This is a genomic window from Paenibacillus plantiphilus (assembly GCF_927798095.1).
GTDB classification, from domain to species: domain Bacteria; phylum Bacillota; class Bacilli; order Paenibacillales; family Paenibacillaceae; genus Paenibacillus_Z; species Paenibacillus_Z plantiphilus.
The window spans coordinates 1-14,303 of record NZ_CAKMMF010000012.1 but is presented as its reverse complement, the minus strand read 5'-3'; the positions used below and the strand labels follow the sequence as shown (position 1 = coordinate 14,303).

16 protein-coding genes are annotated in these 14,303 nt (G+C 54.4%); 1 reads left to right on the top strand and 15 read right to left on the bottom strand.

All coding sequences use genetic code 11. From position 1 onward, the window contains the following. Positions 1 to 15: 15 nt before the first annotated feature. The 14 genes from L6H65_RS12110 to L6H65_RS12045 form a co-directional block, all read right to left on the bottom strand. On the bottom strand, positions 16 to 1,116 hold the full coding sequence (locus L6H65_RS12110) for a CgeB family protein (protein ID WP_236342642.1): 1,101 nt from the start codon (positions 1,114 to 1,116) through the stop codon (positions 16 to 18). 292 nt (positions 1,117 to 1,408) lie between these two features. Continuing rightward, entirely contained in the window at positions 1,409 to 2,284 is an 876-nt protein-coding gene (locus L6H65_RS12105; protein ID WP_236342641.1) for a metal-dependent hydrolase, read from the bottom strand. 106 nt (positions 2,285 to 2,390) lie between these two features. Then, the gene (locus tag L6H65_RS12100; RefSeq protein ID WP_236342639.1) at positions 2,391 to 2,876 is read right to left on the bottom strand and encodes a GNAT family N-acetyltransferase; all 486 of its coding nucleotides are present in this window, start codon (positions 2,874 to 2,876) and stop codon (positions 2,391 to 2,393) included. Between the two features lie 508 nt (positions 2,877 to 3,384). Further along, a complete protein-coding gene (locus L6H65_RS12095) occupies positions 3,385 to 3,561 on the bottom strand; it encodes a hypothetical protein (protein WP_236342637.1) in 177 nt (58 codons plus the stop codon). A gap of 21 nt (positions 3,562 to 3,582) precedes the next feature. After that, entirely contained in the window at positions 3,583 to 3,882 is a 300-nt protein-coding gene (locus L6H65_RS12090; protein WP_236342628.1) for a hypothetical protein, read from the bottom strand. Beyond that, positions 3,879 to 4,205 (bottom strand): hypothetical protein, encoded by a 327-nt coding sequence (locus tag L6H65_RS12085; protein ID WP_236342626.1) that lies wholly within the window; start codon positions 4,203 to 4,205, stop codon positions 3,879 to 3,881. The genes L6H65_RS12090 and L6H65_RS12085 overlap by 4 nt, the downstream gene beginning before the upstream one ends. Further along, positions 4,202 to 4,537 (bottom strand): alpha-helical endospore appendage domain-containing protein, encoded by a 336-nt coding sequence (locus L6H65_RS12080; protein WP_236342624.1) that lies wholly within the window; start codon positions 4,535 to 4,537, stop codon positions 4,202 to 4,204. Before L6H65_RS12080 ends, L6H65_RS12085 begins: the two co-directional genes overlap by 4 nt. Positions 4,538 to 4,600: 63 nt before the next feature. Next, the gene (locus L6H65_RS12075; RefSeq protein ID WP_236342622.1) at positions 4,601 to 4,918 is read right to left on the bottom strand and encodes a nucleoside-diphosphate sugar epimerase; all 318 of its coding nucleotides are present in this window, start codon (positions 4,916 to 4,918) and stop codon (positions 4,601 to 4,603) included. Between the two features lie 64 nt (positions 4,919 to 4,982). After that, positions 4,983 to 6,386 (bottom strand): glycosyltransferase family 2 protein, encoded by a 1,404-nt coding sequence (locus tag L6H65_RS12070; RefSeq protein WP_236342620.1) that lies wholly within the window; start codon positions 6,384 to 6,386, stop codon positions 4,983 to 4,985. A gap of 46 nt (positions 6,387 to 6,432) precedes the next feature. After that, positions 6,433 to 7,512, bottom strand: a complete 1,080-nt coding sequence (locus tag L6H65_RS12065; protein WP_236342618.1) for a GT-D fold domain-containing protein — start codon at positions 7,510 to 7,512, stop codon at positions 6,433 to 6,435. Then, positions 7,509 to 8,231: a sugar phosphate nucleotidyltransferase gene (locus tag L6H65_RS12060; RefSeq protein ID WP_236342616.1), complete on the bottom strand. Its 723-nt coding sequence runs from the start codon at positions 8,229 to 8,231 to the stop codon at positions 7,509 to 7,511. The genes L6H65_RS12065 and L6H65_RS12060 overlap by 4 nt, the downstream gene beginning before the upstream one ends. 38 nt (positions 8,232 to 8,269) lie before the next feature. Continuing rightward, complete coding sequence (locus tag L6H65_RS12055) at positions 8,270 to 9,016, bottom strand: glycosyltransferase family 2 protein (RefSeq protein ID WP_236342613.1); 747 nt, start codon at positions 9,014 to 9,016, stop codon at positions 8,270 to 8,272. After that, positions 9,013 to 10,236, bottom strand: coding sequence for a glycosyltransferase family protein (locus L6H65_RS12050; RefSeq protein WP_236342611.1), 1,224 nt, complete (start codon positions 10,234 to 10,236; stop codon positions 9,013 to 9,015). The genes L6H65_RS12055 and L6H65_RS12050 overlap by 4 nt, the downstream gene beginning before the upstream one ends. 22 nt (positions 10,237 to 10,258) lie before the next feature. Further along, complete coding sequence (locus L6H65_RS12045) at positions 10,259 to 11,182, bottom strand: glycosyltransferase family 2 protein (RefSeq protein ID WP_371877693.1); 924 nt, start codon at positions 11,180 to 11,182, stop codon at positions 10,259 to 10,261. A gap of 366 nt (positions 11,183 to 11,548) precedes the next feature. On the opposite strand from L6H65_RS12045, the gene L6H65_RS12040 reads away from it, so the two are divergent. After that, positions 11,549 to 12,022 carry a DL-endopeptidase inhibitor IseA family protein gene (locus L6H65_RS12040; RefSeq protein WP_236342609.1) on the top strand — a complete coding sequence of 158 codons (474 nt, stop codon included), beginning with the start codon at positions 11,549 to 11,551 and terminating at the stop codon, positions 12,020 to 12,022. 152 nt (positions 12,023 to 12,174) lie between these two features. On the opposite strand, the gene L6H65_RS12035 is transcribed toward L6H65_RS12040, so the two are convergent. Then, positions 12,175 to 14,303: WIAG-tail domain (locus tag L6H65_RS12035; protein WP_236342600.1), on the bottom strand; the 2,129-nt coding region annotated here is incomplete at its 5' end.

Sequence of the window (14,303 nt, the reverse complement as noted above, 5' to 3'; positions counted from 1 at the left end):
AACTGCCCGGCTGCATCATTGCCAGCCCAGCGCAACGGCGAGCTGCCTTACTCGCGATGCATAAGTGTGATCCTGAAGCGTTCTCCGCAAGCCTCGAAGCGCTATGGCGCGGCGCTCCTCTTCATGAGATAAGTAATAATCAATCTTATCTCGCAGCTCTATCGCCGTAGTGAACGTCTCCAGCTCGAAGCCCGGCTTGTAATAGAGCGGCAGATCCTCACGGGGGTCCGTCAGCTGCAGCGTTCCGCATGCGGATATTTCATAGGTGCGCGGGTTGATGGAGCGTCCGTCCAGATTCAGCGCATTGTTGTTATCCATGCCCGCAGTCGTTGTCCGATGCAGGTTAATGACAATTCGGGCTCCGTTATAGTAGTTGATGGATTCCTCAACCGGCAGCCAGCCAAGCCGGATAAACGATTTCAGCAGCCTGTAATTGCTCATTCGATCCCATAGACCTCCGGCAATAAATACCCTTCGACCCTGCAAATAAGATGCGATTGCATCGAACATCTCCACCCGATTCCAGAAGGCCTGCCCGATAAAACAAACATCGCTGCGATACTTCGCCTCGACACGTTTGGGCGCGAACCAGCCGGGATGAACAGCAAGCGGCATATAATGCACCTGGGCGCAGCCCAGCTCGCGGTACACATTCACCGTGCTTAGCTCATGCGTCAGCACAACGTCATAATGCGGCGCAATCCTTACCGTATCTCCAGTCACATAAGGGTCGTCCGCGAACCAGATAACCGTTCGGATGCCGAGTGCCCGAACAGCTTGGACCTGATCCAGATGATTCGAGGGAAATACGTGCAGTCCGTTCAGCACCAGCATGCAATCCGGGCGCAGCAGTGCCGCTTGCTCTGCCATATGCTTTGCATCCGCCACATGCAGCTCGCGCACGAACGACCTTAACGCCTCTATGATGCCTTGATCAATCGACTCGAAGCCTTGCGGCACATAGAGCACACGCACATCGCTGATTGATTGCGCAGGAGGCTGCACATGCCGCAATATCGCTTCACAGGCCCCATCTCTCAGCCCTTGCTCATACCCAGCCCTATATCCGCTTTCCATTGCCTTGAAGCCCGCTTGCTTATTGGATTGAAGCTGCATCGCGCACACTCCCGCCTTGTTATGCGTTCTGTCACTATATATATGCGGCTGACACGGGAGGCTCTTGGTCACTTGTCCGCCGCCGCATGCAAAATGTACGTTTGACCAGCAAGGCTGCTGTACCCGCAGCGTTCAAGGCGAGCACGAATAAACCGCCCTTCTCCTTGCCTGGGGCAAGCGGAGGGCGGCTTATTCCTTCCTGATATCAAGTTTTATCCATCAAATTATCCATCAAAAAAAGCCCCGCATAACAGCGAGGCCTCACCAGCACAGTGCCATTCAACATGAATCGTTATTGTTTCGTTGTAAAATATTCTGCCAGAAACGACTGCCCATTGCGATAAAAGCGCGGATCATAAACGCCAATACGCTTGCCGTCATCCACGATCACAACAAACGGCGCCCACTCTACGAGTGTTTTGGCTTGCGGATTATTGGCAAACAGCGTATCCAGATTGGCATCCTCTCGCGATTCCAGCTCAGCAACCGTCTCAAACCCTGTCCAGAGCGAGCCCTTGCTAAGCGTAACGAGCCCTTCCTTCTTGCCAATAATCGTAAATACCCCCGGCACAAAATCCGCAGATAGCGCAACCTGCTCATAGTTGTCCTTCGACTGCTGAAGAATAGTCATCCCCTGCGCCGTCTGCACGCCGACATGGAGAATCATCAGCGCCCACACAAGCCGGTATATCCGGTAGGAAGGCCAGCGGCCGCGACCGTACTTGACATACAAGAAACCAGCCGCCATGAAGGCCCAGAAGACAAGATCGACAATCGGGATCATGCCAAACGTAATTCTAGACGTTGATACCGGTTCAAAATAGCCGGTTCCCCAAGCATTGAAGATGTCGCTCGTATCATGGATGAACACCGCAAGCAGGGCGATAAGGAACCATAGCCAGCCCTTCACCTTGAAGAAAACGCGGGCGACACCTGCAATTACACCGGCCCAGACCGGCACGAGGAACAGAGAGTGCGTAATTCCGCGATGCCACATCTGATAACGTCCGGTCGAATCCCACCAGGCCGATATAACATCAATATCTGGAATCTGTGAACCAGCAACCGTTGTCAGCAGAAGTGCCCGCTTTTCTTTGGCAGTCATCTTCGTCTTATTGACTGCACCGTATAACGTTAGTCCGAATAAAGTGTGTGTGATGGAATCCATTGCTGCCTCCGTTGTCCATTATCATACGTTCTCAGGACAATTTTACCGAATGCCAGCAATAAGCTCAAGCACCATTCCTCTCAAATCGCTGGACCATGAAACGTCATTATGACCGAACAGCAGCTTGCCCTGCTTCCTTCTCCAGATAGACGAGCGTTAAATGCTCGTTCACTTGCTTCTCACGAAATGGCCTGTAGCCCAGTTTCATGTATATGCCAAGATTGCGTTCACTCTTCTGCGAGGTGAATAGTTCCAGACGCGGACAGCCTTTTCCTAATTCCTCGATCATTGCCATAAGTCTGCCGCCGATTCCAAGTCCCTGATAGTGTGGATGGACCATCAGTTTATTGATTGTCCATGTCGTCCCTGATTGATTGGCTGAACCACGAACCGACCCAATAATTACACCATCAAGCTCCACCTTCAGCATCGTACAGTCCATAAACTCATGCTGAAGCTCTTCAATCGTTTGAACCATCGGAGGAATAGTAATTTCCGGATATAAATCTGCCTCAGATTGATAGGCAACCTTCTGCAGCGCCAGAATCATCGGCAAATCGCCCCTTTCAACAGCCCTTACCACGATATTCATTAAGCCCACCTCAACCAAAGGAATTTTCAAACATTGGAATAATATAGAATTAATAGTACTATTAATTGCTCCGAAATTAAATCGTTTTCAATGAATTATGTATAGAAAAGATGTCCCCGAATGATCATGCACCTTTCGGCATCTACTATATGCGCGATATATCCCCATAATATCCGCTTATCGTCTCCACCGCCGCCACTTTTACAGGATCCCTTGGTCTGTAAAGCGATTTTTCACGCTTACACGAACGATCACGCCTCTTTCGGCAGCCGTAAGCGGGTTTTATCCGCTTACAGCCTCCACCTCCGCCACTTTTACAGGATCCCTCGGTCTGTAAAGCGATTTTACACGCTTACACGACCGGTCGCGCATCTTTCGACAGCCGTAAGCGGGGTTTGTCCGCTTACAGCCTCCACCGCCCCCACTTTTACAGGATCCCTTGGTCTGTAAAGCGATTTTACACGCTTACACGACCGGTCGCGCATCTTTCGGCAGCCGTAAGCGGGTTTTATCCGCTTACAGCCTCCACCGCCGCCACTTTTACAAGCTCGCTCGGGCTGCAATTCCACTGGCATGCCAAACAAGCGGATTGGCATGCCAATCCGCTGGCTCCGCCGGTCCGGCCCCACCAAGTAAGGACATGTGGTCGACCGCCGTCATGCAACGCCACACCGCGCAGCTTCACACGCTGGAGCCTCGCTGTGGCTTAGGGCTGCCCCTCATAAGCCAGCAGATGGCCGTCCTCGAAGCCTTTTGCGAAGCCAGCGTTGTAGCCTTCATTATACGCCTGGTCAAAGCTTTGATTATATGCCCCTGCAGCAGTTCTGCGCTGCTTTCTGGCAGCTGCTGCTCGGGGACGCCGGCGATTCGTCGTCATCTTACCCTTGCGTGTCGCAGCCGGCTTATTCTTGCTCGCTCTAACGGCTGTCCGGCCTTGCCGCTTGCCTTGCTTCTTCGTGGATGCGGAGCCTCGTTTCCCGCTCAGAGCCTGCACTTGTATCTTCAATGTGATTCTCCTCCCGTTATCTTCGGCCTGCGGCTAGAAGCGCTGCGCTGAGATATGAATGCTGCTCGATGCAGCCACGGATTAGCGGAAGATCCGGTCCGGGTCCGCACACTCCTGATTCGGGCTCCTGTCGTCATCTCAGCCATCGTCAGCTGAAGCGCTGTCAGCGTACGCAAATTGTCTCGCATACATGTCGACATCCCCGGCGAGGTCTCGGTGATATCTGCGATGCTGTCCAATATGCGGGCTATCGCTCCTTGGCTCCGGGCGATGGAGCGAATCAGTTCAATTCGCGATTCCCGCTCCTTGCGTAGCAGGCTCATTGCCCGCTGTCTCCCATTTCGATGCTTCCGTTGAACATCCCGCCCATACCTTCACTTTCCCCATCTTGATACAGCGCTGCTTTCAGAACATTCGTCATTCCATGATTCAGCTTCGTCAAACCATCGATGACCTCAATGAGCTGATCGTGAATAATTAACGTTTCCTTCAGAGATTCCTGATTCTGGGGAAAAGCATCCGGTGTGACATGATTGCACACCCAGTTGCGCACCTTCTCCGCCTCGACGGCCTTCGCCTCCAATATCATCGCCACATTCCACTGCAGCTTGGCGGAAGCATCCAGCATGCGTGCAAGCGCCCTCTCTCGACTCATAGCCGCACTCCTCCCTTCGACCCTATTCGCGCGGCAGCAACCTTCGCTAGCATTGTCTTTCTTCTATTCCTCATCCTCATCATCAATCTCTTTCATAACAGAGGTGATGGTCTGCGCCATCGTTTCTTGAAGCTCGGCAATGCTATTTAAATAAGCGATGACATTGCGGGTCACAGCCTGTGAGCTTTCCATTAATCCGCTCAGCCCATCGAAGGTTGGATGATTATCAGGCAGAGCCTGCACCATCTGCGCCATCCGAACCGCTATATGGCGCTTAGCCTCCATGACACGGGCCATCTGCTCATGCGAACGCGACATATGCTCAATCATTTCAGTTACAATATGCTGCATTTCGTGCTCCTCCCCGCTTACTATCAGCATATGCGCGTCTCCCGCGCATGATACAGTTCGACCTGCCGTCCGCGTCCTTCAGCACCATTGTTTCCTATAGCTGGGCTGACACTCGAACCGGGGCGATGATGGGAAACCCCTCCGCGAGCATGCTTATCTCATCGGCAGACAATGGCGCCTGCGGCTTAAGCTGCAGCCCCCACTGCTCGACCGTTGCTCGACTCGCTGCTCTTCGCCGCTTCCCATTCTCGACAACATAGAAGGAACCGTCGGCTCCCACCGCCGTTAGTCCATTCATGGACAGCGCGTGTTCACTGCCCTCGACGCTGCCTCCATGCCCATACCCATGCCAACGCGCCGCAGCATCTGCGCTGCCGATCGCCTCGCCTATCGGCCAACGGCGCAGATCAACCTGTGACAGCCTGACAACGGGCAGCTCAATCACCCCAATAATCGGCCGGCGAATGCCGTTTTCAATCCAGAACAGCGTTTCTCGTGTTCCCCGAACGATGACACTTTGCGGAAAAAAAATCGTCTCCCCATGCGGCAGCAATCCCTCAGTCCCCCCGCTCTCTAATGCATGGATCCGGTTCATCTCCTTGACCCTATGGACCAGTTCATGCGGATTGCCCCATTTTTCCACATAAAACTGCAAATTCTGATCATTCACTTCCATGAAACGCTCGCCAAGCGCCTTCATGCTCACGCTTCCGTAATGATGGATGAAAGTATCCCTTGTTATGACCAACGAGTAGCCCTGCAATCTGACCCGGATGTTATAATCGTCGTCTTCATAATTTCCCACAGCGTAGCCTTCATCCAAATATCCGGTCCGCTCCCACAAGTCGCGCCTGAACAACAGACAGAAGCCGGTCAAGCGATCCGTCCGCTGCCACTTGGCTCTATCCTGCACATTATATGCTTGCGCAAATCCCTGCATTTCCGCGACGTTCCTGTAGGGGACCTCAATGCGCTGATCGCCGCTAATATAGTTCGTGACCGGCCCCACCATCCCGATAGTGGGATCGCTGTTGATGCAGTCCAGCATATTGTTCAGCCATCTGTCCGTCACAACGGTATCGTTGTTCAGCAGCAGAATGGTGTTCCCCTTCGCCATCATCATCCCGATATTGACAGCACCGGCGAAGCCGCGATTCCGCTCCAGAATGCGATATCTGATCTGGCCGCCGAGCCGCTGCAAATATTTATCCGTCCCATCCTCAGATGCATTGTCTACGACAATAATCTCATAGGGGAGGTCGGTATGATCATTGATGCTGTCAATGCATTGCTTGAGATAATCCACCTGATTGAAGCTTGGAATAATAATGCTGGTCCCTTCAAAAAGAGTGCCGAAGCTGTCCTGCCCCGAACGCAGCCCCTCCCCATAACCGGCATCAAAGCCGAGGGAATGTCCGAATCGCGGCGTCCTGCGGACGGGCGCGCGCACCGTTCGGCTCCGCTTGCGCATACGTGCTTGCCTTCTCTTTCTTTTCATGAAAGCTCACTCCTACCTGCTTCACTTCCTATTGCGCTCCTTCGGACTACAGCATCACCTGACCCTTGATGATCGTATCGGCCATATGGCCGAAATCAAGCGCGACCTTGCCTCTCTCCGCAGCAATGCGCCAGCACAGCACAACAGCGGGAATGCCAGCGGAGACTAGCGCCAGATCAAATACAGCATGCTGCACCTCAGACATGACGCGTTCAATATCCGGGAATCCGTTAACTGGGCTAATCATGCCTGAGACGATATATCCCCGCTCCTGCAGCATATGAGCAAGCTGATGAGCAGCATTGCCAATGAGAAGCAGCTTCTTGCCCGTCAGAAGTCCCTGCAGCAAGCCCTCTTGATACAGACCATAGTTAATTGTAGAGGTTGTCAGCCGCAGCGAAGCTGGATCGATGCCATGACCGCGCAGAACCGAATGGAGAAGGGGTTGAAAATGCTTCCGCCTCGACAATGGCACACCGACGACGATCCCGCCATGCCGCACGGCCAGGGCAAGCTGATCCCTCGCCGCCAGATCAGGCGGATTCACACCCGCATAAGGCAGAAATTTGCCTTCGCGCTGCACCGTCGGCCCATCATAGACAACCTCCTGCGACAAGGCCAGCAGCTCCCCGTCGCCAAGCCTGACGACTGCATAGGGCTGCTCTGCTGCCATCGCATGCTCCATCTCTGCGAACACCTCATGCACACTAATGAGGGGGATGAATCTCTGGCTCATCACGTCAACACCTGCAGCGATAACATCCCGCAGACTCACATCCGGCAGCAGCACATGCTGCGGAACGGATTGCTCCAGAAGCTCCTCACCGCCCTCATACAGACCTAATTCATAGCCTGCATGAAAGGCGGAAGTCCCGTGCTCCTGCTGGATTTGACTATCGCTGGCAGGGCTCATGTTCAGCTGTTTATCACTTGGCTGCCGCTTCCTGCGAGCCGGAGCCAGCCGCTTGGAACCGTGACCGTGGCGAATCCCCAATCTTGTCCGTTTCTTAGACGTGCGCGAGCCCCTCTTCGCGGATGGTCTGCCCTCTTTCTTATTGCGCGGCTCGCCCCTGCCTGCCGCAAGAGCATGGGGGCTTGGCACGCTCACGTTTCTGCTGCCTTTCATGGCGATAACTCCATCAGCTTCACTGACGCTTCCAGCAGCGATTCGAAAGTGCCCGCATCCGTCCACCAGCCGCTTAGCTCGCCATATTCCAGCATTCCTTGCGCAGCATACGTATTGTTGACATCGGTAATTTCCAATTCCCCTCGCATCGAGGGCTCTTGATGCGCAATGAGCGAGAAAACACTCTCATCGAACAAATAAATTCCCGTCACACAGCGATCGCTTCGCGGAATAACCGGCTTCTCATCGATTCGCGTGATGCGGCCATTAGAGTCAAAGACAGGCACGCCATAACGATGCGGATCAGGAACCTGCTTGAGCAGCACCATCGCCCCTCCCTGCTGCTGCCGGAAACGTTCAAGATGCGAATTGAGCGGCTCCTCGAACAAATTATCGCCCAGCAGCACAGCAAATTTCCGATCCGCGCCGACAAAGGATTGCGCAAGCTCAAGCGCCTGAGCAATACCTCCGGCTTCCTCTTGAATCCGGTAAGTAAGCGATACCCCGTACTCTCGCCCGCTGCCAAGAAATTCAATAAACGAGCCTGCTGCATGACGTCCGGTCACGAGCATAATTTCCGTAATTCCCGCTTCCTTCAGCTTGTTGATGCTATAGCAAATCATGGGAAGCTTCCCAACTGGAAGCAGATGTTTGTTCATCAGCCTCGTAAGGGGCAAAAGTCTGGTTCCCGTCCCGCCGGCCAATATAACAGCTTTCACAAGAACGACCTCCTAAGTAACCCAATCTTTCTGTATAGCTATATAAAAATCGTCGGATCAACCTGCCACTTTTCAATAAACAACTGACGATTGCGTGCGACCAGCGACTGAAGCTCTCCCAGACTGCCCCGCTTGAAGCTGGCGCTGCCTTCATGGAAAACGAGCACATCATGGCACATCAGCAGACCGAAGCCGTTCATTCGCGCCCGCAGGCAGTAATCATCATCCTCGTAATGTCCGGGTGCAAAACGCTCGTCAAGCTCGCCTATTCGCTCGTACAATTCCCGCTTGAACAGCATGCAGAAGCCGATTAGACGCAGCATCGGCTCTGTGCGCCCCCGTTGCTCGCGTCCGACTGCTGAGGCGATTCCGTGGAAATCAGCCATTGAAGGCACGGCATAGTCCACCTGCTGCTTGCCGCTTGCATAATTAGTAACCGGCCCTACAATTCCGACCTCTAGGCTGCTGTGAAGGGCGCGCAGCAAGCCGGAGAGCCAGCCATGAGAAACCGTTACATCATTATTGAGAAGCAGGAGATATTCCCCGGAAGCGATGCGCAAACCCCTGTTGCATGCCGTAGGGAAGCCTGTATTGACTGGCAGAGATATGAGGCTGATCCCTTCCTTCACACACCACTCGCCTGTACCGTCAGTTGAGCCATTGTCGACAACGATGATCTCATAGGGGGTTTCGCTTGCATCCGTATAGAGGCGTATTGCGTTCACGGCTTGCTGCAGCAGGTCTATCGCATTATAGCTCGGAATGATGATACTGGTGCGCATCATTGCCAGCCACCTCCCGCTATGCTGCGGCGTCTGACCCGGTCAGGCAGGTCTAGCCGGTTGCCCTGCTGCTGCATAGCAGCTTGCAGCGCCTCGAAATGATCGCCGACTGCATCTGCGGCTGCTGCTTCAATAGGGTTGCTCCGATCACACGGGCATGCCACAAACCGAAGCTTATGCCCAATCGCTGCTTGCTGTGCAAGCGCTGGAACAGCGAGGGCGCTTGTACCGATTGCCTTTAAGCTTTCATGCGACCAAGCATGAGGGAGTGCTGTGACTGAGTTGGCCCCCAGATCCGGCCGTCCAAGCGACCAGTTCATGAATGCTCTCACCCGGGACAGATCATCCCATTGCCGGAACGAGCCAAGTCGTCCGGTCACATCGTTCAATGCAATATCTGCTCCTCCATCAATTGCGTTCAGGTAATGAGCCAAATATTCTGCGCCGATTCTTCTGCGGCCGTCTACGAACAGCATAATTTCAGAACCGTTCAATTTTGCGCCAAGTGAACGTCCGGCATCATCGCCAATCTCTTGGCTGATGTGAACAATCGTTACGCCGGGATGGCTTCTGGCCATAACGAGCGTGCTGGCATCCCATCCATCAGCGACAACGATAATTTCCTGGAGCGGCAATCTAACAAGCTCTTGAAGGACGTCGGCAGCGATCATTCCACCGCAAGCAAGCACGACAGCAGAGGCTGACTTTAACAGAGGAACAGGGAGCCACACTTGCCGGGGAGCATGCAGCGCATCCATGAAGCCTTCCGAGAAGGATTGCCCCTCGCGGAGCATGCTGTCTGTAAGACGCGTTCCTCCACGGTACTTGCTGCAGCGAGTCCAGCTTTCATTGAGCAGCAGTTGAAGCCTCTTCGAATCAGCAGGAGCATTCCCGCCGCCAAAGCATGCTGCTGCAAGCCGGCCCTCCGCATACGCTCTTCTCAATCGCGGGGTATGAGCGACTTGAACGGATTTGCGCAGTCGTGAGGAATATGCGACTTGAGCGGATTTATGCAACCGTGAGGAACGTGCGACTTGAGCGGATTTATGCAATCGTGAGGAACGTGCGACTTGAGCCGATTTATGCAGCCGTGAGGAATGTGCGACATCAGCAGTTTTGCGCAGCCGCTCGGAAAGGGGGCTGCCTGCTGATTTGTTCTGCCGCGACAAGGACATGGAGCGGGATCTGCGTCGAAGTCCCTTACTTTGAAAGCCGGATGTCATCGCTATGGACCCCCGCATACGCTCACCTCACTATTTCGCGATTTCGCATCGTATCCTTATAGCCTCCACGTGCTCCGCTCTGCTGCGTCAACCATTCAATTGCCTCCAAATGATCACCCACAATTAACGTCTCCAGAGGGTTGCTCCGTTCACGTCTCGTTCTTGGAAGGTTCAGCTTTCCTACATTCACATGCTTAACCGCCCTGACATGAAGACCGAGTTGCACCGCCCGCGCATGTGCAAGAGGGGGAACAGAGAGCGCCTCCGCGCCAATCCTATCCAGCGCTCGGCGACTGATCGCATGCGGAACCGCAGTCATTGATGTTCCATTCAAATCTGGACGGCCCAGCATGGCGTTCAATGCGTGCTTCGCCAGTACGACACTATGAACAATCGGCCTGTTGGTCGGTCCTGAATAGTCGTTCAATGCAACGTCAATACCGTCGCGCTGGACAGCATGGATGAACGGCTTCAGCGATGCCGTCGGAATAACCATGTCTCCATCAATGAACAGCAGCACATGGCCTCTGGCAGCGTTCGCGCCCACACTTCGTCCGACATCGTGGCCTAGCGGTTCAGCGAATTCAATCACTCGCGCACCGTTTCTCGCTGCGATAGCGGCCGATCCATCCTTAGAGCCATTAGCGACTACGATGACCTCGACATGCTGATGAATACGAGAAGCTTCGCGGATTACACGGCCAATCGTCCGCCGTTCGTTCATAACCGGAATGATGACGGAAACATATGGAGCTGCCGCGGTTGGCAATGCTGCTGTAGTTTGCAGCTCTGCTGCTGTTTCAGCATGAGGGGAGAGCCCTCTATTATGAGTGTCTGCATTTCTGCTCTCACTTACAGGCGACTCCCTTTGACTGCGATGCACATTGCGATAGCTGAGACGGTGTCGAATCCGCCAATGCCGTAACGATCTGGTTTTGCGGTTCATTATTCTGGAGGCTAGCCTTGTTCGTCCGGTAGTTCGTATCCGTGTCCTGCGCATCGAACGCATCTGCAATTTGCTTGTGCCGACGATGGCTCCGCTTCGCCGGCTTTGTGCATGCAGCGCGGCTCTTCTTTTACCGCCGGAGGGCTTGATCATCGTTATCACCTCTGAGTGAAATGCGAAGCTAGAAGCTAGGATGCAAACAGACTTTTTTATAAACCATTGTATGGACACGGCAGACAAGAAGGAACGGCTATTGTACGTGAAGGCTTTTGCCCCGCAGGATGTACGGGTTTACTTCATAAGGGCGGATTCCTCTGAACGCAATCTGTCCCCCTACATATTGTAAGAGGAAGGAGGTTTTGAAAAATGTCAGATAACCTGTTGTTGAAACAGGCATTAAGGAAATTCATCAATCAGGCCGAGATTTCTTGGTTTAAAGTGTTCGATTCCAGCAGGAATCGTAAAGTTATCGTAGTGGGTGGCGACGAATACGCGCAGCTCCCACTTCGTTTCAGCACACGCGCCAAAGTATTTGCTTTTTTTCGCAGGTATTGGAGTGTTTGCTTCAGCAGAAGGCTGTTATGCAATTTGAAAACGATCGTTCATCGAGGTCGGCTATATGTCATCGTTGGAGACCCCGGCCCCGTACTGGTGAGGGTCATATCCTTGCGCATCATACGCTGCAAATCTAATCTCATTAGAGTGAGGGCTGTACTGACCGGAGGATTTCCGCAGAGACAAGTCATATTTTATACGATCAGGCTTGGCTCAACCGGCAAACTGACCATCATTAACCGGTCAAATCTCCGCAACGACTACCGCTATCTCCCTTGCAGATAAAAGGCTGGGCAGGGAGCGCTTGCGCCCCTTTCTCGCCACATTGCAAATACCGCCAAATCCACATCAAGCGTGGACTGACGGTATTTTTTATTTATTATTCCATAAAAGGAGTTATAAGCGCTGCGCCTACAGCGTCAGTCATTTCAATTATTTTAAATGCCGATTGCGATCCAGTTCAAGAAGCCTTTGGGCTCAGGGGAAATACGTGTTCGGACGATGGTCACCTGCACAGCGGATGCCACTTTGGTCTTCACACAGGCGTAGCAGGAGGGTTGATCCGCAGTGGCAACAATAACATAGGCATCATCAGCAAAGGGAACATCGAAAACGATAGTTACATCTATCTGCTCGCCTTGACCTTTAAAATCATACGCTGCCATGCCGAATTGCTGGCAAGCTCCAGCATGGGCTCTGCTTGTTGCAACAGGTATGAAATCAAGCTTGCTGACTCCTACAGTACCGTCTAGCAAAAGCTGCCCGTTCAAGTCGTCTAGTCTCGTCTCTGAAGGGGCGGTCAAGAGACCGGCAGCAAGATGCTCTGCATGGATAGAACCAGGAGCGATTGCTTCTGCGGTAACGGCGCCGATTGACAGTTTCCCAGATGATATGGACCCATCGACCAGACAATCGCCTGTAAGCGTTCCTTCCGTGATCGACAGCTGCTGATGTTGAAGTTGAAGCAGGCCTGGTGCAAGCTTTTCCGCTGTAATAGCCCCATCCTGCAGAGCAGTTGTACCTACTGCATTGTGGGCAAGCTTCGCACTTGTAACTGAGCCATCGGACAGTGATTGTTCACTTACTGCTCCGTGCGCCAGCTTCGTGCCTGTCACTGCTCCCTCGGACAGTGATTCTTCACTTACCGCTCCGCGTGCCAGCTTTGAGCTCGTCACTGCTCCATCGGACAGTGATTGTTCACTTACTGCGCCGTGCGCCAGCTTCGTGCTCGTCACTGCTCCATCGGACAGTGATTCTTCGCTTACTGCTCCGCGTGCAAGCTTCGTGCTCGTCACTGCTCCTTCGGACAGTGATTCTTCGCTTACTGCTCCGCGTGCAAGCTTCGTGCTCGTCACTGCGCCGTCGCTGAGCGTCTCTTCCACGACTGCACCATACGCAAGCTTCGAGCTTGTAACCACACTTTCGCCAAGCGTTTCCTCACATACCGCTCCGTGAGCTAGCTTCGACCCTGTCACTGCGCCTTCCGCCAGTGATTCCTCAACCACCGCTCCGCGCGCTAGCTTCGACCCTGTCACTGCGCCTTCCGCCAGTGACTCCTCAACCACCGCTCCGCGCGCTAGCTTCGACCCTGTCACTGCGCCTTCCGCCAGTGACTCCTCAACCACCGCTCCGCGCGCTAGCTTCGAACCTGTCACTGCGCCTTCCGCCAGTGACTCCTCAACCACCGCTCCGCGCGCTAACTTCGACCCTGTCACTGCGCCTTCCGCCAGTGACTCCTCAACCACCGCTCCGCGCGCTAGCTTCGACCCTGTCACTGCGCCTTCCGCCAGTAACTCCTCAACCACCGCTCCGCGCGCTAACTTCGACCCTGTCACTGCGCCTTCTGCCAGTGATTCCTCAACCACCGCTCCGCGTGCCAGCTTTGACCCTGTCACTACGCCATCCGCCAGTGACTCCTCAACCACCGCTCCGCGCGCTAGCTTCGACCCCGTCACTGCGCTATCCGCCAGTGACTCCTCAACCACCGCTCCGCGCGCAAGCTTCGACCCAGTCACTGCGCCTTCCGCCAGTGACTCCTCAACCACCGCTCCGCGCGCCAGCTTCGACCCCGTCACTGCGCTATCCGCCAGTGACTCCTCAACCACCGCTCCGCGTGCCAGCTTCGACCCCGTCACTGCGCTATCCGCCAGTGACTCCTCAACCACCGCTCCGCGTGCCAGCTTCGACCCCGTCACTGCGCCTTCCGCCAGTGACTCCTCAACCACCGCTCCGCGCGCCAGCTTCGAACCCGTCACTGCGCCTTCCGCCAGTGACTCCTCAACCACCGCTCCGCGCGCCAGCTTCGACCCTGTCACTGCGCCTTCCGCCAGTGACTCCTCAACCACCGCTCCGCGTGCCAGCTTCGATCCTGTCACTGCGCCTTCCGCCAGTGACTCCTCAACCACCGCTCCGCGCGCCAGCTTCGACCCTGTCACTGCGCCTTCCGCCAGTGACTCCTCAACCACCGCTCCGCGCGCCAGCTTCGAACTTGTCACCGCTTTTTCGGCTAGTGAATGTTCCACCACCGCGCCTCGGGCAAGCTTCGAGCTCGTTACGGAGTCATCAC